Source organism: Pseudomonas sp. NUPR-002, assembly GCF_056322725.1.
The window spans coordinates 2,801,122-2,821,564 of sequence record NZ_CM150476.1 but is presented as its reverse complement, the minus strand read 5'-3'; the positions used below and the strand labels follow the sequence as shown (position 1 = coordinate 2,821,564).

The 20,443-nt window shown below is 62.3% G+C and carries 16 protein-coding genes; 1 reads left to right on the top strand and 15 read right to left on the bottom strand.

What is annotated here, in order from left to right; genetic code table 11:
* Positions 1-20 precede the first annotated feature (20 nt).
* The 8 genes from ACVWSC_RS12795 to ACVWSC_RS12760 all read right to left on the bottom strand — a co-directional run bounded on the left by ACVWSC_RS12795 (position 21) and on the right by ACVWSC_RS12760 (position 9,503).
* Positions 21-848, bottom strand: coding sequence for a response regulator transcription factor (locus ACVWSC_RS12795; RefSeq protein ID WP_442113996.1), 828 nt, complete (start codon positions 846-848; stop codon positions 21-23).
* A 109-nt stretch (positions 849-957) separates the two neighbouring features.
* The gene (locus ACVWSC_RS12790) at positions 958-2,376 is read right to left on the bottom strand and encodes an aminotransferase (RefSeq protein ID WP_442113995.1); all 1,419 of its coding nucleotides are present in this window, start codon (positions 2,374-2,376) and stop codon (positions 958-960) included.
* 33 nt (positions 2,377-2,409) lie between these two features.
* Complete coding sequence (locus ACVWSC_RS12785; RefSeq protein ID WP_442113994.1) at positions 2,410-3,513, bottom strand: polyamine ABC transporter substrate-binding protein; 1,104 nt, start codon at positions 3,511-3,513, stop codon at positions 2,410-2,412.
* Positions 3,514-3,697: 184 nt separating this feature from the next.
* Positions 3,698-4,399, bottom strand: a complete 702-nt coding sequence (locus ACVWSC_RS12780) for an NAD(P)H-dependent oxidoreductase (RefSeq protein ID WP_442113993.1) — start codon at positions 4,397-4,399, stop codon at positions 3,698-3,700.
* Between the two features lie 11 nt (positions 4,400-4,410).
* Positions 4,411-6,057, bottom strand: a complete 1,647-nt coding sequence (locus ACVWSC_RS12775) for an ABC transporter ATP-binding protein (protein WP_442113992.1) — start codon at positions 6,055-6,057, stop codon at positions 4,411-4,413.
* A 2-nt stretch (positions 6,058-6,059) separates the two neighbouring features.
* Positions 6,060-6,887 (bottom strand): ABC transporter permease, encoded by an 828-nt coding sequence (locus ACVWSC_RS12770; RefSeq protein ID WP_442113991.1) that lies wholly within the window; start codon positions 6,885-6,887, stop codon positions 6,060-6,062.
* 3 nt (positions 6,888-6,890) lie between these two features.
* Entirely contained in the window at positions 6,891-7,850 is a 960-nt protein-coding gene (locus tag ACVWSC_RS12765) for an ABC transporter permease (RefSeq protein ID WP_442113990.1), read from the bottom strand.
* 51 nt (positions 7,851-7,901) lie between these two features.
* A complete protein-coding gene (locus ACVWSC_RS12760) occupies positions 7,902-9,503 on the bottom strand; it encodes an ABC transporter substrate-binding protein (protein ID WP_442113989.1) in 1,602 nt (533 codons plus the stop codon).
* Between the two features lie 243 nt (positions 9,504-9,746).
* Between ACVWSC_RS12760 and ACVWSC_RS12755 the strand changes: the two genes are divergently transcribed.
* Entirely contained in the window at positions 9,747-10,187 is a 441-nt protein-coding gene (locus ACVWSC_RS12755; protein ID WP_442113988.1) for an Rrf2 family transcriptional regulator, read from the top strand.
* A 94-nt stretch (positions 10,188-10,281) separates the two neighbouring features.
* Here ACVWSC_RS12755 and ACVWSC_RS12750 read toward each other — a convergent pair whose 3' ends face one another.
* The 7 genes from ACVWSC_RS12750 to ACVWSC_RS12720 form a co-directional block, all read right to left on the bottom strand.
* A complete protein-coding gene (locus ACVWSC_RS12750; protein ID WP_442113987.1) occupies positions 10,282-11,697 on the bottom strand; it encodes an aldehyde dehydrogenase family protein in 1,416 nt (471 codons plus the stop codon).
* Positions 11,690-12,880: a pyridoxal phosphate-dependent aminotransferase gene (locus tag ACVWSC_RS12745; protein WP_442113986.1), complete on the bottom strand. Its 1,191-nt coding sequence runs from the start codon at positions 12,878-12,880 to the stop codon at positions 11,690-11,692. The genes ACVWSC_RS12750 and ACVWSC_RS12745 overlap by 8 nt, the downstream gene beginning before the upstream one ends.
* A gap of 36 nt (positions 12,881-12,916) precedes the next feature.
* Positions 12,917-14,524: a 5-guanidino-2-oxopentanoate decarboxylase gene (locus tag ACVWSC_RS12740; protein ID WP_442113985.1), complete on the bottom strand. Its 1,608-nt coding sequence runs from the start codon at positions 14,522-14,524 to the stop codon at positions 12,917-12,919.
* Complete coding sequence (locus tag ACVWSC_RS12735; RefSeq protein ID WP_442113984.1) at positions 14,517-16,634, bottom strand: acetate--CoA ligase family protein; 2,118 nt, start codon at positions 16,632-16,634, stop codon at positions 14,517-14,519. Before ACVWSC_RS12735 ends, ACVWSC_RS12740 begins: the two co-directional genes overlap by 8 nt.
* Positions 16,635-16,652: 18 nt before the next feature.
* Entirely contained in the window at positions 16,653-17,813 is a 1,161-nt protein-coding gene (locus ACVWSC_RS12730; protein WP_197876778.1) for an acyl-CoA dehydrogenase family protein, read from the bottom strand.
* Between the two features lie 31 nt (positions 17,814-17,844).
* Positions 17,845-18,636 carry an enoyl-CoA hydratase/isomerase family protein gene (locus ACVWSC_RS12725; protein WP_442113983.1) on the bottom strand — a complete coding sequence of 264 codons (792 nt, stop codon included), beginning with the start codon at positions 18,634-18,636 and terminating at the stop codon, positions 17,845-17,847.
* A gap of 295 nt (positions 18,637-18,931) precedes the next feature.
* Complete coding sequence (locus ACVWSC_RS12720) at positions 18,932-20,335, bottom strand: amino acid permease (RefSeq protein ID WP_442113982.1); 1,404 nt, start codon at positions 20,333-20,335, stop codon at positions 18,932-18,934.
* Positions 20,336-20,443: the final 108 nt, after the last annotated feature.

Below are 20,443 nucleotides of genomic sequence, written 5' to 3'. Positions count from 1 at the left end.
CGCCTGCCCGCCAGGGGTGGTTAGCCTGACGCACGGCGCAGCCAGTCAATAAAGCGCGCAAACAGTTCAGACTGCGAGTTGATCTCCAGCTTGAGGTAGAGGTTTTTGCGGTGCATGCGCACGGTTTCCGGTGAAATTCCCAGTTCGCTGGCCGTGGACTTGGCCGAGTGGCCACGCAGAATCATGTGCGCCACTTCCCGCTCACGGTCGGTAAGGAGCTGACAGCCGAAGCTGTCGAACGCCGCCTGAATGCTGTTGCCTCCCGCCTCGCCGCTGCTTTGCGTCAGCCCGTGACGGGCGAACCGTACCAGCAGCTCGCGAACCACCGGCTCGACCGCCCGCAACAGGCTTACCTGTTCACCACTCAGGCAGGCGCCGCTGCAGCCTTGAAACAGGCTCAGGGAAATTTTCCGCGAATCGCCGATATCGGCAATGAAGTAACTGTCTTCGCTGCAACCGGTACCCAGGTAATAGGTCTTGTAGTAGTCGCTGTCGAAAAAGTGGTCGGGGGCAATGTCCTGCAAGTGGTAGAAACCTTCGGCCAAGCCGCTTTCCACCGCCAGACAGAACGGATCGAGCAGGTAGCCAGCCGCGAAGTAGCGATTGAGGATGGCGTCGCGGTGCTGTTCAGGGATGCCCTGTTGGTACAGCAAACGTGGTGCCTGGCCTTGGCATTCGAGGCTGATCATCATTGACTCGACGGCCACCAGCTGACTGATCGCCGCGGCCAGGTACTCAAGGGCCTGCGGCGATTCACTGTAGGCAAACGCCTGCTGCAGCGCGCTGTGCCACTGCTGCAGGGCGGCGAAAGTCAGGTGAATGGGGGTCTCGGAGGATGTTTGGCTCATGCCCCGCAGTCTACCGGCTGGCGAGCGCAGCTGCAGCTGTTTGAAGCCGATTTCACCGGTCCAGCCCGCCCCTACCGGTCTGTAGGAGCGGGCTTGCCCCGCGATAAAATCAATCCCCCCCATACAACCCTTCACGCCGCAACTCCTGCGCAGTTTCAACGATGCACTGACGCAACACCTCGACAATCTCGTCCACCTGCGCATGGGTGATGATCAACGGCGGTGACATCACGTTCAGGTGCATGATCGGCCGTACCAGCAAGCCTTTGTCCTGGGCGCGGCGGTGAATGCGTTCACCGATGTTCACCGCATCGGCAAACAAGGCCTTGCTGCGTTTGTTGGCCACAAACTCGACACAGGCCATCAGCTTCATGCAGCGCACGTCGCCCACCAACGGCAAATCGCGCAGGCTTTGCAAACGTTGCTCCAGGTAGCTACCCACGTCGTTGACATGGGCCAGCAGGTTCTCCCGCTCGATGATCTCGATGTTCTTCAGTGCAGCGGTACAGCACACCGGATGACCGCTGTAAGTGAAACCGTGGGTGAAGCAGCGCCCCTTGCCCGGCTCGGCGATGACCTTCCAGATTCGGTCAGAGAAGATGCAGGCCCCCAGCGGCAGATACGCCGAGGTCAGGCCTTTGGCGGTGGTGATAAGATCTGGCTGCACGCCGAACAGCTCTTCACTGGCGAAAAAGGTGCCGAGGCGGCCAAAGGAGGTCACCACTTCGTCGGCAACAAAGAGGATGTCGTAGGTCTGGCACACCTGCCACATGCGCAGGAAGTAATCCTTGGGCGGAATGATTACCCCGCCGGAACCCATGATCGGCTCGGCAAAGAACGCCGCGACGTTGTCCGCGCCAAGCGAGAGGATCTTGTCTTCGAACTCGGCCACGAGATAGTCGAGGAACTCGGCTTCATCCATATCATCCGGCGCCCGGTAGGGGTTGGGGTTGGAGACGTGGTGGATCAAGTCGTGGGCGTAGTCGAACTCCGGCACCCGGTCCGCTGCCTTGTTGCCGATCGACATGGTCAGGGTGGTGGAGCCATGGTAGGCGTTGTAGCGGGCAATGATGTGCTTCTTGTGCGGTTTGCCCCGGCAGTTCTGGTAGTACTGGATCAGGCGGTAGGCGGTATCGACGGCGGTCGAGCCGCCGGTGGTGAGGAACACATGGTCAAGATCGCCCGGCGCCAGTTGCGCGAGCTTTGCGCACAGTTCGATGGCGACCGTGTTGGCCATGTCCGAGAACGGGTTGGAATAGGCCAGTTTGCGCACCTGATCGGCAATCGCCAGGGCCATTTCTTCACGGCCCAGGCCAATATTGGTGCACCACATGCCGCCGACGGCGTCGAGGAAGCGGTTGCCTTCGGTGTCACGAATGTACGCGCCCTCGCCCTCCACGATGTTCAGCGCACCTTGTTCGCGATGCTCGTCGAACATGTGGTAACCGTGCATGTAGTGGGCCTTGTCGGCCTCCACCCGTGGATCATTGTTAAAAGGCAGTGCGACAGCGTTGTTTGACGTAGCCATGGTGGGTTCCTTGGCGATGGGAATTGAGGACAATCAGTAACCGGTCTTGACCGTGCTCCAGACCCGGGTGATCGCGCGCATATCACGGGCATCCTGGGTTTTCTGGGCAAACAGACGCTCGCGGGTGGCGTTATCGGGGTAGATCGCCGGGTCGTTACGGATATCGGCCTGGACGAAGCTGTTGGCTGCCGCATTGCTGTTGGCGTAGCGGATGAAGTTGGTCACTTGAGCCATGTTCTGTGGCTGCAGCAGAAACTCGACGAAGCGATGGGCATTGGCGCTGTGCGGGGCATCCTTGGGCAGGTACAGGTTGTCGAACCAGATCAACGAACCTTCTTTGGGAATGAAGAACGACAACTTGATGTCTTTCTTCGCTTCCTCGGCGCGGGCCTGGGCGATGGCGTAGTCGCCCGACCAGGTCAGCGCCATGCACACATCGCCGTTGGGCAGGCTGGTGAGGTAGTTCACCGAGTCGAATTTCTTGATGTAGGGGCGAATGTCCAACAGCAGTTTTTCGGCGGCCTTGAGGTCGGCGGGTGCGGCGCTGCGGGGGTCTTTGCCGAGGTACTTGAGGGCCAGCGGAATCACCTCGGTGGGTGCATCCATCAGGGTCACACCGCAATCGGCGAAGCGCGAAACGATCTTCGGATCGAACAGCATTGCCAGCGAGCCGATCGGCGCATCGGGCATGCGCGCTTTGATCTTGTCGACGTTGTAGGTGACGCCGTTGCTGCCCCAGGTATAGGGCGCCGAGTATTTCAGGCCCGGGTCATAACCTTGCAGCGCCTGCACCACCTGGGTGTCGAGGTTGTGCCAGCTGGGCAGTTGTTGTTTATCCAGGGGCTGGAACACCCCGGCTTTGATCAGCGGCGGCACCAGCGAAGCGTTGAGCATGACCAGATCGTAGCCAGAGCGGCCGGTGAGCAGTTTGGTCTGCACGGTTTCGTAACCATCGAAGGTGTCGTAGATCACCTTGATTCCCGTGGCCTTCTCGAAATCGGCCAGGGTGGTTTCACCGATATAGTCTGTCCAGTTGTACAACCTGAGTGTGTTGCCGGTGTCCACTTCAGCGGCCAGGGTGGCCGCTGCGGTGGACGCCAACATTACACTGCACATCACCTTCAGTGCCTTGCGCATTAGCAACTCCGTCGTGTGAATGCTCAGGGTGAGCCGATGGACTTACTATCAAGTGATTGTGCCTGGGCGGCCATAACCCGAATGGGTAGGTGGCTGAAAAACATCGCGGGGCAAGCCCGCTCCCACAGAGATTGTGATTCTGGGTGGGAGCGGGCTTGCCCCGCGATAATCCATCAATTACCCATCAAGCCAACGGATACAACGCCTCATCGAACTGCGACAACCGCGGAAACTGCAGTGGCTGATCATCGGCAAGATGCTGCAAGCGCTGCTGGTAACTGCGCAAAAAGTCCTGACGCGCTTCATCGCTGATATACGGCACATGCCAGGCCACAAACGGTTCCAGCACCTCAAAGCCGACATACGCCAGGGTGCCACGCAGGATCGGCCGCAGCATGTCCTCCAGCGGCCCATGAATCGCCCTTTCGCCAAACATGTGTTCGCGCCCGCCGAGGGTGACGGTCACCAGGGCCTTTTTGCCCGCCAGGCCGCCCTGGTCGTAGAAGCGTTTGCCGCCATAGCACACCCCGGACACCAGCACCCGGTCGATCCAGCCCTTGAGCATGGCCGGCGCCGAGAACCAGAAAATCGGGAAGTTCAGCACCACCAGGTCAGCCCACAGCAGCTTGTCCAGTTCCTGCTGGATGTCAGCGGCAATCGAGCCGCTCTTGACCCCCAGGCGCTGCTCCAGGGCGTACACCAGATACTCCGGGTTTTCCCGCGTGGCGAAATCGTCGGCACTGGCCACCGGGTTCCAGTTCATCGCATACAGGTCACTGACCTGCACTTGATGGCCCTGGGCTTCGAAAGTGTGTATGGCGGTGTCACGCAGCGCCGCGGTGAAGGATTGCGGCTCGGGATGAGCATGAACGATCAAGACATTCATCAAGGTATTCCTTAAACAGGTTGCAACGTAGAAGCGGCAGCGCGGCTGGCCAGCAGGCGATTGAGCCAGTCAGGGTCCATTTCCGGCTCCGAGGAAAACAACAGCCCGGTGTAGTCGCGGTGCGGCGGGCTGAAGATGGCGTCGCGGCTGCCGTGGTCGACCACCCGCCCGCGTTGCATCACCAGCACTTCATCGGCGATGGCGCGCACCGTGGCCACGTCATGAGTGATAAACAGGTAAGCCACCCCCAGCTGCTGCTGAATGCGGTTGAGCAGTTTGAGCACGCCTTCAGCCACCAGTTGATCAAGCGCCGAGGTCACTTCGTCGCAGATGATCAGTTGTGGCTCCGCCGCCAACGCTCGGGCAATGCAGATCCGCTGTTTTTGCCCGCCCGACAGTTCGCGTGGTTGGCGCTCCATGTACACCGCAGGGTCCAGCTCGATCATCTCCAGCAGCTCGGCCACGCGCTTGCGCAGGGCCTGACCCTTGAGCCCGAGGTAGAAGCTCAGCGGCCGGCCGATGATGTCGACGATGCGCTGGCGTGGATTGAGCGCGGTGTCGGGAATCTGGTAGATCATCTGGATGCGCCGCAACTGCTCCTTACTGCGACGGCGGAAATCGGCCGGCAATGCCTCACCGTCATACAGCACCTGCCCCGCCGTCGGCGGCAACAGGCCGGTGATCAAGCGCGCCGTGGAGCTCTTGCCACTGCCCGACTCACCGATCACCGCCAGGGTCTGGCCGCGGTGCAGTTTCAGTGAAACATCGTGCAGCACCGGCTGCTGCCCGTAACTGGCGCAGGCCTGGCGCACTTCCAGCAGCGGTAGGGTTTGCGCCGGGCACGGTTTGGGTTCGGTGCGAAAGCTGCGTACCGCCCACAGCGACTTGGTGTAGTCCTGCTGGGGCGCATCAAGCATGCGCCGGGTGTCGGCCTCCTCCACCAACGTGCCATGGCGCAGGACCATGATGCGATCAGCCATCTGCGCCACCACCGCCAGGTCGTGGCTGATGTACAAGGCGGCGCTGCCATAGGTCTTGACCGCATCACGGATGGCCGCCAGCACTTCAATCTGGGTGGTCACGTCCAGCGCCGTGGTGGGCTCGTCGAAGATGATCAAATCCGGGTGGCAGGCCATGGCCATCGCCGTCATCACCCGTTGCAACTGCCCGCCTGACAGCTGATGCGGGTAGCGCTGACCGATCTGCTCGGGGTTGGGCAAGCGCAGCACACGGTACAGTTGCACCGCTTCGGCTTGGGCCTGGGCGCGGTCGATACCGCCGTTCTTCACCGCGGTTTCAACATGCTGGTCGATCAACCGGTGCGCCGGGTTGAACGACGCGGCAGCGCTCTGTGCGACATAGGCAATGCGCAGGCCTCGCAGCTTGCGCAAGGTTTCAGCACGGGCGCCGACCAGTTCCAGGCCATCGAAGCGCACCGACCCGCCGGTGATCCGGCAGCCATCACGCACATAGCCCATCGACGCGAGGCCCAGGGTCGACTTGCCCGCCCCCGACTCGCCGATCAGGCCCAGTACCTCACCGCGTTGCAGGGTCAGGTCGATACCTTTGATCAGCGGGTGCCAGGCGTTTTCGTAGTGCCCTTCGATGTGCAGATCACGGATTTCCAGCAGCGGTTTTTCATTAATCAGCGCGGGCATGCTCAGCACTCCTTGAGGCCGCTGGATGCATGCAGCACCCAGTCCACGACAAAATTCACACTCACGGTGATCAACGCCACCGCCAGCGCCGGCAACAGCGGACTGATGTCCCCGAAGGTGATCAATACCGCGTTATCGCGCACCATGCTGCCCCAGTCGGCGGTAGGCGGCTGAATGCCCAGGCCGAGGAACGACAGCGCGCTGATGAACAGAAACACGAAGCAAAAGCGCAGGCCGAATTCGGCGATCAGCGGCGCCGCAGCGTTGGGCAGCACCTCGCGAGTGACCAGCCACCACAGCCCTTCCCCACGCAGCCGCGCGGCCTCGACATAGTCCTGAACCACCACGGTCATCGCCACTGCCCGGGACAGACGAAACACCCGGGTGGCATCGAGCAGCGCAATCACCAACACCAGCGAGGTCGCGGTGGTGCCGACCACGCTGAGAATCAGCAAGGCGAAGATCAATTGCGGGATGGCCATCAGAATGTCCACCAGGCGCGACAGGCCTTGATCGATCCAGCCGCCCTTGATGGCTGCCACCAGACCACAGAAGCCACCCAAGGCAAAGGCCAGGACGGTGGTCAGGAAAGCAATACCGAGGGTGTTGCGCGCGCCGTAGACCAGACGGCTGAACATGTCGCGCCCAAGGTTATCGGTGCCCAGCAAGAACTCGCCGCCCCAGGGCGCAAAGCCCTCGCCGACCACCTGGGTCTCGCCGTACGGCGCCAGTACCGGCGCGAACACTGCGACCAGTACGTACAGCGCAATCACCAGCAGACCGAACTTGGCGCTCAACGGCGCACGGTGTAATGCGTTAAACAGGCTCATGGCTTACCCCTTCGGATGCATCAGGCGTGGGTTGCTGGCAATCGACAGCACATCCGCCGTGGTATTGAGCAGGATGTAGGTGGCGGCAAAAATCAGGCTGCAGGCCTGCACCACCGGGATGTCGCGCTTGGCCACCGAATCGACCAGCAACTGCCCCAGCCCCGGATAAACGAACACCACCTCGACCACCACCACGCCGACTACCAGATAAGCCAGGTTGAGCGCGACCACGTTGATGATCGGCGCCAGGGCGTTGGGCAAGGCATGGTGAAAGATGATCCGCGCCGGGCTGATGCCCTTGAGCCGGGCCATTTCGATATACGGACTGGCCAGCAGGTTGATCAGTGCCGCGCGGGTCATGCGCATCATCTGCGCAACCACAACCAGGCTCAGGGTCAGCACCGGCAGCAGCGAGCGCTCCAGCACCTCGGCAAAACTGGCACCGGGTGCCAGGTTGGAGATGCTCGGCAACCAGTTGAGCTTCACCGCAAACACCAGGATCAACAGGTAAGCAACGAAGAACTCCGGAAACGACACCGCACTCAAGGCACTGGTGTTGAGCAGGCGGTCGAACCAGCTGTTGCGGTAGAGCGCAGCGAGCATGCCCAACAGCAACGCCAGCGGCACCGACACCAGCGCGGCCAACAGCGCCAGGCTGAAGGTGTTGCCCAGGCGCGCGCCGATCAGGTCGGCAATCGGCCGCTGGTTGGCCAGCGACAAGCCCAGATCACCGTGCAACAGTTGCCAGGCCCAGTGGCCAAAGCGGGTCAGCGCCGGCACATCGATACCCAGTTGGCTGCGCAATGCCGCCACGGTTTCAGGCATGGCAGCCTGGCCAAGCATGGCCTGGGCCACGTCACCAGGCAGCAAACTGACCGCCAGAAAGATGATCACCGACACCGCACACAGCGACAACAGGCCCAGGGCCAGGCGCTGCATCAGCAGTTTGTAAAGACTATTCACCGGACAGTTCCTCGAACAGGCACAACGAAAGGTGGTAGTGCAGCGTCAGCCTCAGGCTTGCCACCAGCGCTCAATCAGCCGCAGACCATCGAGCTCGCCATACGGCGCGGTGGTGCCGCCATGGGTGACGCGCTTGGAGCGGGCCGCCACGGAGCTGGCGAACAGCGGCACGATGGCACCACCGTCGTCGCGGCACAGGGCCTGCATTTCGTTGTACATTTCCTGGCGCAACGGCGCGTTCATTTCACCGCGGGCAGCAGTGAGCAACTGGTTGAAGCGTGGGTTGTCCCAGTGCGTCTCGTTCCATGCCGCGCCTTTGGCGTAACCGATGCTGAACATGCGGTCGGCGGTCAGGCTGCTGTAGAAGAACGACGCGGTGAACGGCTGCTTCATCCACACATTGGTGAAGTAGCCGTCGGCAGGTTCACGCACCACATCGATATCGATGCCGGCCAGGCGCGCCTGCTCCTTGAACAGCACCGAGGCATCCACCGCGCCGGTGTACGCGGCATCGGAGGCCTGCAGGCGCACCTTGAGTGCATCGACGCCCGCCTGACGCAGGTAGAAGCGCGCCTTGTCCGGGTCGTAGCTGCGCTGCTCCAGTGCGCTATTGATAAAGCGACTGCCGGGCTGGATCGGATGGTCGTTGCCAATCTGGCCGTAGCCGTAGAGCACCGAAGCCAGCAAGGTTTCGCGGTTGATCGCGTGCTTGAGCGCCAGGCGGATGTTGTTGTCCTGGAACTGCACGCTATTGGTTGCCATCGGGAAGGTGTAGTGCTGGGCGCCTTTGGTTTCCTCGATCGCCAGGTTCGGGTTGCGCTTGAGCAAGGCCACGGTTTTCAGATCGACCTTGTTGATCACATCGACCTGGCCGGTGACCAGGGCATTGACCCGTGCCGCGCCATCGGCAATGGCCAGCAACTCGGCGCTGGCAAAGTGTGCCCTGCCGGCTTTCCAGTAATCCGGGCTGCGTTCCAGATCCATGCGCACGCCCGGCTCGAAGCCCTTGAGGCGATAGCCACCGGTGCCGACACCGGCCTGCCAGTCGGCTTTACCGTCTTTGGCGGGCACGATTGCCAAGTGATAGTCGGCCACCACGTAGGCGAAGTCGACGTTACCCGAATGCAGTTCGAAGACCACGGTGTTGTTGCCTTCAGCGCGAACCTGAGCAACATCACCCAGCACCGTCTTGGCCGCCGAGGTGGAGCTGTCGCCCAGGTGATGCTGGATCGAGGCGACCACGTCCTGGGCATCGAGGGTCTTGCCGTTGTGGAAGGTCACGCCCTGGCGCAGGAAGAAGGTCCAGATGCGCGCGTCCGGGCTCAACTCCCAACGCTCGGCCAGCTCCGGGATGGCACTGCCATCCACGGCGATTTCGCTGAGGGTGTTGTACACCGCCGAGAAACCGACAAAGGTGAAGGTGTCGGCCCAGGTTCCCGGATCGAGGGAGTCAGTGGTGCTGCCACCGGCCAGGCCCATGCGCAGCACGCCACCGGCTTTCGGGGTGGCCTCCTCGGCCCAGCCGCGCATTGGCAAGCCTAGGGAAAACGCCCCGGCCACTGCGGCGGCGGTGGCGCTGTACTTGAGAAAATCGCGACGCGGCAAGCCAGCGTCGTGCATCGCTTGAGTAATTTTGTTGTTGTTATCGCTCATGGCATTGCCCCTGTTGAAGCGCAGAGAAAAGGATTCAGCCGACTTCGCACGCATCGATGCTGCAAATATTTGTATTTGTCATCGTGACAATTACATTAGACTCAATCCCATACCGCTGCCAAGCCCCTCCAAGGCGCTTTTTTTGTAGGAGCGGGCTTGCCCCGCGATACGCTATGACGGTTACACCGCAATCGCGGGGCAAGCCCGCTCCTACAGGGACATTTTCAAAGGATTCTGCAGAGCATGAGCCAGTCAACCCGCCTGATCACCGCCTCATACATACTCTCGTTCGTGGCCGCCAATGCGCCGCAGAAACTGCGCACCGAGACCATCGCCAAATGGGTGAAGACGCACCCCACCCGCGTGCGCAGCCTGGTCTCGCTGATGGTCAAGGCCAACATCCTCAAATCCTGGCGTGGCGCCCACGGCGGCTTGACCCTGGCCCGCCCGGCCAGCGAAATTACCCTGCGCGAGGTGTATGACGCAGTGCAGGAAAGTTCGTTGATTGCAGAAAAAATCGACAACCCGTTTTCCGGCCTGGAAGACCACTGCAAGGTATTTGAAGTGTTCACCCGCCTGTTCGCCATGCTCGAAGCCAACATGCGCCTGGACCTGGGCGCGATCACCGCCGACCAGTTGTTCGTGGCTTTCGACAAACCACTGGAGCAAGCCGACCAGGCCTAAGTAGGAGCGGGCTTGCCCCGCGAGGCGATATGGCTGACAGATCGCTATCGCGGGGCAAGCCCGCTCCTACAGGCCTGAACAGTTTATTGGCCGATCAAATCTGCACAGCCTTGATCTCAATGAACTCGGCCAACCCCTCTTCGCCCCACTCACGGCCGTTACCTGACTGTTTGTAACCGCCAAACGGTGCCTGGTAATTGAACGCCGCACCGTTGAGGAAACATTGCCCAGCACGCAGTTGCCGCGCCAATGGCAAAGCTCGCTGACGATCCGCCGCCCACACTGCGCTGGACAAGCCAAAGGGTGAGTCGTTGGCCAAATCGATGGCCTGGGCCTCATCGTCATAACGGATCAGGCACAGCACCGGGCCGAAGATTTCTTCCTGGGCGATGCGCATGTGGTTGTCGACATCGGCAAACAGCGTCGGCTGTACATAGAAGCCACGTTCAAAGCCTGGCGCTGTGTCACCGCCACAAAGCAAACGCGCACCCTCCTCCTGACCAATGCGAATGTAGTCCTGCACGGTGCGCCGCTGCGCTGCCGAGCACATCGGCCCGAGAAAGCTCTGCGGGTCTTGCGGGTCGCCCATAACCAGCTTGCTAACTTCGTCCTTGGCGATTTCGACCGCCTCGTCGTAGCGGCTGGCAGGCAGCAGCATGCGGGTCAAGGCGGTGCAGGTCTGTCCGGAGTTGATCATCACGTCTTGCACGCCGTAGCGCACGGCGGCGTCGAGGTCGGCATCGGCGGTAATCAGTAGCGGCGACTTGCCGCCCAGTTCCAGGCACACCCGTTTGACCGTCGGCGCAGCCGCCTGGGCCACGCGTACGCCCGCGCCGGTTGAGCCGGTGAACGAGACCATGTCGACCTGCGGATGCCGAGCCAGGGCCTCACCCACTTTCGAGCCCGGGCCACTGACGAGGTTGAACACCCCGGCCGGCAAGCCAATGGCTTCGATCATTTCGGCCAACAGGAAGGCATGCAGCGGCGTTTCCTGGCTGGGCTTGACCACCACGGTGCAGCCTGCGGCCAGCGCCGGGGCCAGTTTGCCGATCAGTTGGTGCAGCGGGTAGTTCCATGGGTTGATGAACGCGCAAACGCCCACCGCTTCGCGGTACACCAGGGAGTTGCCGACTTCACGGACCTCATCCATCAAGCCCGCCAGTTCGCTGTACTGCGCAAGGCCGGCAATCGGGCCGTCGACCTGTACGCTACGGCACCACTGCACCGGCATGCCCAGTTCGGCGGTGATGACACTGGCCATTTCTTCGGCGCGTGCCTGCAGTTGCGCAACCAGGGCCTTGATGTAGCCGGCGCGTACGCTCGAGGGCGTGCGCGACCAGGCGGCGAAGGCCTGACGCGCCGCCGCGACAGCGCGGTTGACGTCCTGTTCGTCACCCAGCGGCACGCGCCCGGTGACAGTCTCACTGGCCGGGTCGATGACCTCGGCCATGCCCTGCCCCGATGGCACCTGCCAACTGCCGTCGATGAACAACCGTGCATAGTCACGCATGGGTCTTGGCCTCCATCAGTTCCGCAGCACAGCGGGCAATGCGCTGGCACGCCTCGCGCAGCGGCGCCTCGGCCAGTACCAGGCCCAGGCGGATATGCCCTGCCGCACTCGGGCCGAACGCCTCGCCGGCCAGCACCGACACGCCGTAATGGTCCAGCAAGCGGTTGGAAAACGCTTGGGCACTGAGGCCGGTCTCACGTATATCGACCATCACGAACATGCCGCCATCGGGTTTCAACGCGCGCAAGCCAGGGCGATCCGCCAGGCTGTCACAGACCAGGTCACGGCGCTGGCGGTAGGCTTCACGCATGGCGTCCAGTTCAGGCAGTTGTTGCTCCAGCGCCACTACGGCGGCGTCCTGAATGAAGTCGGGCGAACCGTAGAGCATGCACAACGCGAGGTTTTCCAGGTGCGTGGCCAGTGCTGACGAGCCCACGACCCAGCCGACCCGCCAACCGGTCATGGCATGGGACTTGGACAGGCTGTTCAAGGTCGCCGTGCGCTCGGGCATTCCCGGCAGGCTGGCCGGGCTGATGTGTTCGCCTTCGAACAGCAGCTCGCTGTAGACCTCATCGGAAATCAGCCACAGGTCGTGGGCGATGCACAGCTCGGCCAGCGCTTCCCAGGTGCCACGGGGCAAGCTGGCACCCGAAGGGTTGTGCGGGCTGTTCAGGGCCAGTGCGCGGGTACGCGGGGTGATGCGTGCGGCGACGTCCTCGGGGCGCACGCGAAAACCGTGCTCCGAGCGCACCGGCACGGGCACCACGGTGGCGCCACAGGCGCCGAATACCGCTTCGTAGGTGACATACATCGGTTCGGCAACGATGACCTCGTCACCCGGATTGAGCAGGCATTGCGCAACGCAGAACAACGCGCACTGGGCACCGGCCAGCACCGTGACCTGATCGGCACTGACCGCCTGCCCGCTGCGCTGCTGGTGCCGGTTGGCTATGGCCTGGCGCAGGGCCAGTTTGCCGCGGACATCGGCATAGTGGGTGTGGCCGTTGTTGAGGCTGTCGATGGCCGCCTGCACGATCGGTGCGGGGGTGTCGAAGTCCGGGTCGCCCACCGACAGCAAGAGAATGTCCTGGCCTTGCGCCTGCAGGTCCAGGGCCCGGTAGTGAATATCCCAGGCGGCGGCGCCGTCACCGGCAATACGTTGGGTCAAGTCGGAAAAGCGCATGGCAAGCTTCCTGAATATGGATGGACAGGATGGACATCAACGAGCGCAGGCATGCTTGAGCTCGATCAGGGTCACGCTGTTGCGGGCAAAGCCGGCGCGCAGTTCCTGCTGCAGTTCGTCGAGGCTGCGCGGTTGCGCCACGGTGCAGCCAAAGGCGCGGCCCAGGCCGGCGAAGTCCGGGTTGCGCGGCAGTACGCCAATCGGCTCGATGTCGAGGTTGAGCATGTCGTCGCGGATCTGCCCCAACGCATCGTTGTTCCACAGCAGTACCACCAGCGGACGGTCGAGCTCTTCAACCGCCGTTGCCAGTTCCTGTGCGGTGTAGAGAAAACCGCCGTCACCGACCAACACCAGGCCCGGGCGGTCTGCGCTGGCAAACATGCCGCCGATGCCCGCAGGCAGGCCATAGCCCAAGGTGCCGTAACCGGTGGGGTGCAGCCAGCTGCGCGGTGCACGGCTGGCGAAGGCGTAGTTGCCGGTGTAGGCCAGTTGGGTCATGTCGGTGCTGATGAACGCGTTGTCAGGCAACTCGGCGGCCACCCGATCAAGGATTGCCTGGTGAATCGTCTGCAGCGGGCCGTGCCCGGCCTTGACCGCCTGATGCAGGGCACTGACCGCAGCGACTGCGCTCTCGCTGTCACGGTTGATATCCGGCAAGTGTTCAAGCAAGGCGGCGACAGTCAGGCGCGCATCGCCGTGCAAGGCAATGGCGCAGGGATAGAAGTCGTTGAACTTGCGCGGGTCGATATCCACCCGCAGCAGCTCACCGGTCAGTGGCAAACGCTCGCGCCAGAAATCGGTATCGGCCATTTCGGTGCCGACTGCCAGTAGCACATCCGCTTCGGCGATCAGTTTCCAGCCGGGCTCGACACACAGGCTGGCACCGGCATTCAGCGGTGCTTGCGGGGCCAGCAGGCCTTTGCCGGCGACACTGGTGAACAGCGGCGCCGCCAGACGCTTGCTGAGCTGCTGCAACACCTCGGCGGCCTGCAGCGCACCGCCACCGGCGATGATCATCGGCCGCTTGGCTGCGGCCAGCCGGGCTGCCGCTTGCTCCAGCACGGTGCTGGCCGGCAGGCCACGGCCGGGGCGACGTACCACTTCGCTGCTCCAGTCACGTTTGACCGGCGCCGCCAGTACATCCAGTGGCACAGAAATATGCACGGGACGTGGGCGTTCACTGTCGAACACCGCGTAAGCGCGGGCGATCAGTTCCGGCAAATCTTCAGCGCTCAAAGCCACGGCGGAAAATGCCGTGATCGGCGCGGTCATGGCGCGCTGGTCCTGGGTCTCGTGCAGGCAGCCCCAGCCCTTGCCCAGGCTGGCGGTGTGGTTGACGCTGGAAATCACCAGCATCGGGATCGAGTCGGCGTAGGCCTGGCCAATGGCGGTGGCGGCGTTGGTGACGCCCGGGCCGGTGATGACAAAGCACACGCCCGGCTTGCCGCTGACCCGTGCGTAACCGTCGGCCATGAATCCGGCCCCCTGCTCATGCCGGGTCAGGACATGGCGAATACCGCTGCCGGGCAGCCCGCGGTACAGCTCTAGGGTGTGCACACCGGGAATGCCGAACACGGTGTCGACACCATAGTTGGCCAACAAGCGGACCAGGGCCTGGCCGCCGGTCAATGGGGTGTTATGCATGCTGTTCTCCTGACGCCTGGCCGAGCCGAATCAAGGCATCGACTGCGGTGGTGCCGTGGGCACCGACCATTAAGGGGTTCACATCCAGTTCCAGCAGGTGCCCGGCGTTTTCACAGGCGTAGTCGGCCACCGCGCGGATCGCCGCTACCAAGGCGTCGAGGTCGGCGCTTTCACGCCCACGGAAGCCCTGTAGCAAACTGGCGCTGCGCAGGCCCAGCACGGCAGCGCGGATCGCGCCGTCGGTGGTCGGTAGCAGCAGGGTTTTGCTGTCTTTGAGCAGCTCGACCAGAATCCCGCCGGCACCGATCACCAGCGCCAGGCCGAAGTCGTTTTCACGCTTGATGCCAACAATCAGCTCCGCCAGCGGCGCACTGGCCATCGGTTCGAGCAGCACCTGTTCGAATGGCACCTGCGGCGCGTACGCCGCTATCCGCGCCCGCATCTGCTGCAGCGCAGTATCCACCGCCTGAGCATCCTTGAGGTTCAGGGCCACGGCACCGGCTTCGGTCTTGTGCGGCAGTTGCGCGCTGACGGCTTTGAGCACCAAGGGGTAGCCGACCGCCTCAGCGGCCTGCACGGCCTGTTCCGGCGTACTCAAGGCACCTGCCGGAATGCTCAGGCCAAACGCTTGCAAAGCCTGCTTGGACTGCCATTCGTTGAGCAACTGACTGTCACCGTCCAGTGCCTGTGGGCACAACGGCAGCAATGCCGATTCACCCAGCGCCAGCAGTGTTTCACGCTGGTGGTGATAAGCGGCAATTCGACCCCAGGCCGCCAGCCCATCTTCAACGCCCTGCAGCGCGGCGATGCCCTGGGCATGCAAACGCTCACGGGCGCTGGCCGGGAGCAGTTCGGGGAAAGCCGAGGTCACAAAGCCGACCTTGCCATGGCGTTTGAGCGCAGCGCTGTACAGCTCAAGCAGCAGGTCACATTCCTTGCGCTCGCCGGTGAACTCAGCCGGATAGTCGAGCACCAGCATGGCCGCATCGGCCTCGCTGCGCAGGGCACTGTCGAGCATGCGTTCGAGGGCTGCGCCGTCACCCCAGATCGCCGTGGTGAAGTCCAGCGGGTTCACCAGGTTGGCGTAGGCCGGCAGCACCTGTGCCAGTTCATCGACCTGATCGCCTTGCAGTGCAGGCAGGCTCAGCTCATTGCGTTCGGCGTAGTCGGCGATCAACCCGGCATCGCCGCCGGAACAGGCCAGGGCAATCAGGCTACGGCCCTTGGGCAGGTTGCCGCAGGCAGCGGCCTTGAGGGTCTCGGCGAAACTGACCGGGCCGCTGACGCGGATCACCCCCAGGCGCTGGAACAGGCTGTCATACAGAGCATCGGAGCCAGACAACGAGCTGGTATGACTCAGGGCCAGCTCGGCGCCGATCTGCGACACGCCAGTTTTCAGGGCGATGATCGGAATGCCCTTCTCCAGCGCCTTGTGCGCAGCACGGGCAAAACCGGGGACATTCTTCAGGCCCTCAAGGTGCAGGCCGATAGCGGTGACCCGTGGTTCATCGAGCAACACATCCATCAGCTCGGCAATGCCCAGCTGCGCCTGGTTGCCGACCGACGCCATATACGCCACCGGCAATGAACGATCGCTCATCGACAGGTTGTAGGCGAAGTTGCCGCTTTGGGTGAGGATCGCCACACCTTTGTCTACGGTCTTGCCACCATGGGCGACCGGCCACAAGGCGCTGTTGTGCAGGTAATCAAGCAGGCCGTAGCAGTTGGGGCCGAGCAAGGCCATGTGCCCGGCGGCTTTGAGCAGTTGCTGCTGCAGGGCCTGGCCCTGCTCACCGGCTTCGGCAAAGCCTGAGGCATAGCAGATCGCCCCGCCAGCATCGATGGCCGCAAGCTCCGCGACACAGGTCAGCGTCAGCTCGCGATTGGTGGCGATGAATACTGCGTCCGGGCCACAGGGCAGCTCAGCAACACTGCGTACACATGGCACACCGTCGAGGCTGTCGTGCTGCGGGTTCACCAGCCACATCTGGCCTTGGTAGCCGCCTTCAGCACAGCGCTTGAGCGCCCGTGCCATGCTGCGGCCACCGACAAATGCCAGGTGACGCGGTGCCAGCATGCGTTTGAGATTGTCACGAATCGACTGCGACATAACTATTCTCCAGCCCGATCAACGCAACAGAGGGCGCAACAGTTCACGGGAAATGATGTGCCGCTGGATCTCCGAAGTGCCTTCCCAGATCCGCTCGATCCGCGCATTGCGCCAGATCCGCTCTACCGGGCCTTCGTCCATCAGGCCCATGCCGCCGAAAATCTGCACCGCTTCGTCGGCGACCTTGCCCAGCACCTCACTGGCGAACAGCTTGGCCATACCGGCTTCACCATCGGTCATGCTGCCCTGATCCATCTTCCAGGCGGTGTGCAGGGTCAGCAGTTCAGCAGCGCGGATCTGCGTGGCCATGTCGGCAAGCTTGAACGACACGCCCTGATAGGTACCGATCGGCTGGCCGAATTGCTTGCGATCGGCGGCCCACTGCAGCGAGACGTCCAGCGCCCGCTGGGCCTGCCCTACACAGTTGGCGGCAACCATCACTCGCCCGGCCGTGAGCCAGGCGTTGGCCACTTCCCAGCCCTTGCCGACTTCGCCCAGGACTTTGCTGGCGGGTACGCGGCAATCATCGAAGAACAGTTCATAGGTGTGGTAACCGCGGTTGCTCACACACTTCGGCCCGCGGCGGATGGTCATGCCGGGGGTGCCACGGTCGACCAGGAAAGCGGTGACGGCGTTGCGCTTGCGGCCGTTGTGTTCATAGGTGTCGGTAACGGCAAAGACGATGGCGAAATCAGCGTGCCCGGCATGGCTGATGAAGTGTTTGCTGCCGTTGAGGACGAAGTCATCACCTTCACGCACAGCGCGGGTTTTGATCGCGTTGGCATCGGAACCGGCACCCGGTTCGGTCAAGGCGAAGCAGTCCACCTTCTCACCCTGGATGCACGGCAGCAGGTAGTCGTTGATCTGCTCCCCCTTACAGGCCATGAGGATCTTCGACGGACGCGCGACAAACACATGCACCGCCCACGACACCTTCGACAGCTCACGTTCGATCAGCGCCTGGGACAGGTAATCGAGCCCGCCGCCGCCGACTTCCTCAGGCATGTTGAAGGCATAAAAACCTGCCGCGATGGCCTTGCCACGGATCTGCGCGGCCAACTCTGGCGACACTTCGTCAGCGCGGTCCACTGCCTCTTCGTGAGGCAGCAACTCCTTGGCGACAAAACTGCGTACCGCTTCCACCAACATTTCTTGTTCTTGGGTCAGTTGGAAATTCATGGAATGTTCCTGAAGAAGGTCGTGTAAGTATTTATTTGCCAACGAATTTTGCAGCGCGCTTTTCCACCGAAGCGCGCAATGCTTCGGCGCCATCCTCACTGCGCCCGCACAGCAGACCTGCCGCCAGTTCAGCCTGCAGCTGCTCGCCGAGGGTGCGCTGGGCGCCGTCGCAGATCAGGCGCTTGGTCTGGGCAAACGCGAAGGTCGGGCCATTGGCCAGGCGCGCGGCCAGTTCGGCGGTGACGGCCAGCAGTTGGTCATCGGCGCACACTTCGCCGACCAGACCGGCAGCCAGCGCCCGCTCGGCGCCCCACAGTTCATCAAGAAACAGCAAGCGCTTGGCCTGCTCGCTGCCGATCAATCGCGGCAAGTGCCAGCTGGCACCGGCATCGGGGCTGTAGGCCATGCTGGTGTAGCCCGCCTTGAACCGCGCAGACGCCGCTGCCACGCGCAGATCGCAGCACAGGCTCAGGTCCATCCCGGCACCGACGGCGGTGCCGTTGATCGCAGCAATGGTTGGCTTTTCCAGACTATGCAGGCGCTGCATCAGGGCGTGCGCGGTTTCTGTCCAGCCATAGCTTTCCAGTGCGCCACGGGCTTCGGCCTCGGCCCATTCGGCCAGATCTGCCCCGGCACAAAAACTGCGCCCGCTGCCGGTCAGCACCACCACCCGCACCGCCGGGTCGGTGTTGTAGGCGTCCAACAAGGCATGCAGGTTTTTCAGGCTGGGGATATCCAGCGCATTGCGCTGTTCCGGGCGATTGAGCGTGATCCAGGCAACACCGGCTTCGACCGTGCTCAGCAGTGACGTGGAAGTAGTCATGGAAGGCCTCGAATTATTCTGGTTGGCGTGAGGGGTAGGACTTGAGCTGATACTAAACGAGTGTTCAGCAAGGAGACAATCGGCGGGGAGATCTTGTGTAACAGATGAGAAAATGCATGTATCTAATTGTTTTATATGGCTTTTTAAATATTTTGATTTTGACTTTAAAGATCGCTGTTACAACTTCGCACAACTGCGTCTACAGAACGCAATCGCGGGGCAAGCCCGCTCCTACCTGCCTTGTGCAATCCGGCAGGTAGGAGCGGGCTTGCCCCGCGATGCGATGTGTGGAGGATTACACCGAAGGCGCCAACACCACCTGACGCTTACGATTAATCATGAAGTACGCCGCATAGCACACGGCAATGAAGCCAAAGCCCCAGTACAACGATGGCCGTTGCGTTTCATCCAGTGCCAGGAACACAAACAGCGAGCTGCACAGGGTGATGCACAGCAGCGGCACCAGCGGGTACAGCGGGGCCCGGTACTTCAGGTCAGCCAGTTGACCACCTTCACGCAAGAACGCTTTACGGAAGCGATACTGAGCCAAGGCGATAACGATCCAGGTCACAGTGCCAGACATGCCGCTTACCGCCATCAGCACCATGAACAAGGTGTCTGCGGCAATGAAGCTGGTCATCAGCGACACCAGGGCAAAGCACAGGGTGATGCTCAGCGCGCGCAGCGGTACGCCACGTTTGCTCAGCGGCGACAGGCTCTTGGGCGCCATGCCGGTTTTCGACATCGCCCAGAGAATACGCGTCGAGGCGTACAACCCTGAGTTGCCCACCGACAGAATCGCAGTGAGGATGACGAAGTTCATCAGGTCGGCCGCGTACGGAATGCCGACCATGTCGAACACTTGCACAAACGGGCTTTCCATCAGGCCAGCCTGCTGCCAAGGCACGATGGCCGACAGCACGACGATAGCCAGCACATAGAAGATCAACACGCGGAACACCACGTTGCGCACGGCACGCGGGATGCTCTTTTCCGGCTGGTCGGTTTCACCGGCGGCCACGCCCATGATCTCGCAGCCCTGGAAGGCGTAGACCACGGTCATCATCACTGCGAACACAGCCGACAAGCCATTGGGGAACAGCGAATCGCCGATCAGGTTGCTCATCATCGGTGCCGGTGCACCACTGCTCAGTGGGATGGCACCGAAAATCACCAACACGCCCACGATGATAAAGCCGAGGATCGCGGCGACTTTGATCCCCGAGAACCAGTACTCCGCCTCACCGAAAGCACGCGTGGCCAGGGCATTGAGGCCGAACAGCACCACCACGAACAGTGCCGACCAGTACCAGATCGGTACCTCCGGGAACCAGCGCACCATCAGCATGCCAGCTGCGGTGAACTCCAGGCCGACGGTGGTCGCCCAGCTCATCCAGTACACCCAGCCGATCATGAACCCCGTCGCCGGGCCAATGTATTTGGTGGCATGGGCCTGGAATGAACCGGACACCGGCATCTGCACCGACAGCTCGCCCAGGCAGACCATCACCAGGTACATCAGGAAACCGGCCACCAGATAGGCAAGGATCGCACCCAGCGGCCCGCCCTGGTTGATGGTGACCCCCGAGCCCATGAACAACCCGGTGCCGATCACCCCGCCCAGCGACAGCATGAAGATGTGTCGGCTCTTCAGGGCGCGGGTCAGGTGGATGCCTTTACGTTCGCTTGATTCGCTCATGTCGGCACCTCAGCAGTGACGGATGGGCGAGAGGGAGAAACGGTAACGCGGGGACGGCTGAGCTTTACGGCAGTTCATTATTATTATCTCCAATAAGCTTCGAAGACC

Coding starts and splice junctions, on each gene's coding strand:
- ACVWSC_RS12795 (WP_442113996.1), bottom strand. CDS start 848: ATGAGCCAAACATCCTCCGAGACCCCCATTCACCTGACTTTCGCCGCC.
- ACVWSC_RS12790 (WP_442113995.1), bottom strand. CDS start 2,376: ATGGCTACGTCAAACAACGCTGTCGCACTGCCTTTTAACAATGATCCA.
- ACVWSC_RS12785 (WP_442113994.1), bottom strand. CDS start 3,513: ATGCGCAAGGCACTGAAGGTGATGTGCAGTGTAATGTTGGCGTCCACC.
- ACVWSC_RS12780 (WP_442113993.1), bottom strand. CDS start 4,399: ATGAATGTCTTGATCGTTCATGCTCATCCCGAGCCGCAATCCTTCACC.
- ACVWSC_RS12775 (WP_442113992.1), bottom strand. CDS start 6,057: ATGCCCGCGCTGATTAATGAAAAACCGCTGCTGGAAATCCGTGATCTG.
- ACVWSC_RS12770 (WP_442113991.1), bottom strand. CDS start 6,887: ATGAGCCTGTTTAACGCATTACACCGTGCGCCGTTGAGCGCCAAGTTC.
- ACVWSC_RS12760 (WP_442113989.1), bottom strand. CDS start 9,503: ATGAGCGATAACAACAACAAAATTACTCAAGCGATGCACGACGCTGGC.
- ACVWSC_RS12755 (WP_442113988.1), top strand. CDS start 9,747: ATGAGCCAGTCAACCCGCCTGATCACCGCCTCATACATACTCTCGTTC.
- ACVWSC_RS12750 (WP_442113987.1), bottom strand. CDS start 11,697: ATGCGTGACTATGCACGGTTGTTCATCGACGGCAGTTGGCAGGTGCCA.
- ACVWSC_RS12745 (WP_442113986.1), bottom strand. CDS start 12,880: ATGCGCTTTTCCGACTTGACCCAACGTATTGCCGGTGACGGCGCCGCC.
- ACVWSC_RS12740 (WP_442113985.1), bottom strand. CDS start 14,524: ATGCATAACACCCCATTGACCGGCGGCCAGGCCCTGGTCCGCTTGTTG.
- ACVWSC_RS12735 (WP_442113984.1), bottom strand. CDS start 16,634: ATGTCGCAGTCGATTCGTGACAATCTCAAACGCATGCTGGCACCGCGT.
- ACVWSC_RS12730 (WP_197876778.1), bottom strand. CDS start 17,813: ATGAATTTCCAACTGACCCAAGAACAAGAAATGTTGGTGGAAGCGGTA.
- ACVWSC_RS12725 (WP_442113983.1), bottom strand. CDS start 18,636: ATGACTACTTCCACGTCACTGCTGAGCACGGTCGAAGCCGGTGTTGCC.
- ACVWSC_RS12720 (WP_442113982.1), bottom strand. CDS start 20,335: ATGAGCGAATCAAGCGAACGTAAAGGCATCCACCTGACCCGCGCCCTG.